Source organism: Mesorhizobium sp. M7D.F.Ca.US.004.03.1.1, from assembly GCF_003998635.1.
Classification (GTDB): domain Bacteria; phylum Pseudomonadota; class Alphaproteobacteria; order Rhizobiales; family Rhizobiaceae; genus Mesorhizobium; species Mesorhizobium loti.
In genome coordinates, this window is the sequence record NZ_RZQG01001309.1 from 1 (window position 1) to 1,229 (window position 1,229).

Below are 1,229 nucleotides of genomic sequence, written 5' to 3' on the forward strand. Positions count from 1 at the left end.
ATCGGCAGCCGTGTGGGACTGTTCCACCGCCGAATGGTCGTCGAGCATCAGCTCGTCTTCGAGCGAGATCGCAACCGCATCGTCGAATTCATGATTGGAAGCCGTCTCGACTGAAGCTGGCGCGTCGGCGACGGCAACCGGGTGCCGGGCCTCTTCGGCTTCCTCATCGATCCGGAAGTCCTGGTCGAGCGACGCGGCAAGCTCGTCCGCCATCGGCTGATCGTCCTCGAAGGGCGAGACATCCTCAAGTGAACTGGCGACGGCATTGTCGAAATCAGACTCGAAAGACGGCACGGTTTCAGCGGCGGCCGCATGGCTGGCGCCGGCTGCTTGGTCGTCGACTTCGTCCAGGTCTAGATGGAAATCGTCGTCGAGCGACACCGAAAGCTCGTCGTCCATTGCGCCGGCGTCAGCCGCTTCGAACGCCGGCTCATGTCCGAATCTCGGCTCATGGGCCCCGGCAACCGGAGCGGCGTCGCTGTCGTCAGCGCCGAACTCGCCCATCATTTCCTTTTCGAGATCGATATCGAAATCGCCCTCTTCCGCCATGTGGTCGACGGCGGGGGCTTTCGGCTGGGCGGGCGATTGCGGCTTGACCGGCTGGCGCGGGTCGAACCCCATGATCCTGGTCAGTTCCGCGAACGGATCATCGTCAGCGATGTCGTTGTTGTCGGCTACTCTCAGCTGGGTTCTGTCTGCCATTATTGTTCCCGAACTCGCACTCATTCGGACGCCATGGACGTCGCGTAGGGTTGGCCCTTACCAGCGCAATGTGGGCAAAAGGTGACAGGTTATTTAGTCAAACCTAACGCATTTCGGTGGGCGCGGCGGCTCCGATCAACGTCAGGCCGGACGTCAAAACGTCCGAAACAGCCTGCACCAGCCCTAGTCTGGCATGCGTCAATTGTCGGTCGTTAACCTTAACAAAACGTAAGTCCGGATTATCCGTGCCACGGTTCCAGTGTCCGTGGAAGCTGGAAGCCAAATCATAGAGGTAGAATGCCAGCCTGTGCGGCTCGAGCGCAAGTGCCGCTGACTCGATCAGACGCGGGTACTCGGCAAGCTTGCGGATCAGGCCGATCTCGCCCTCGTCGGTCAGCAAAGCCACGGCGGACGCCAGGCTGTTGCGGTCGAAATTGGCTTCGCCCAATTGCTCGCTCGCCTGACGGAACACCGAATGGCAGCGCGCCGAGGCATACTGCACATAGAACACCGGATTGTCCTTGGAC

The 1,229-nt window shown here is 60.7% G+C and carries 1 protein-coding gene and 1 pseudogene; both read right to left on the bottom strand.

The features are described from left to right. Positions 1–702: pseudogene (locus EN935_RS36595) on the bottom strand (SPOR domain-containing protein); the annotation flags it as partial. A gap of 103 nt (positions 703–805) precedes the next feature. Then, positions 806–1,229 (bottom strand): DALR anticodon-binding domain-containing protein (locus tag EN935_RS36600; RefSeq protein WP_245489148.1); only part of this gene is annotated, 424 nt, incomplete at its 5' end.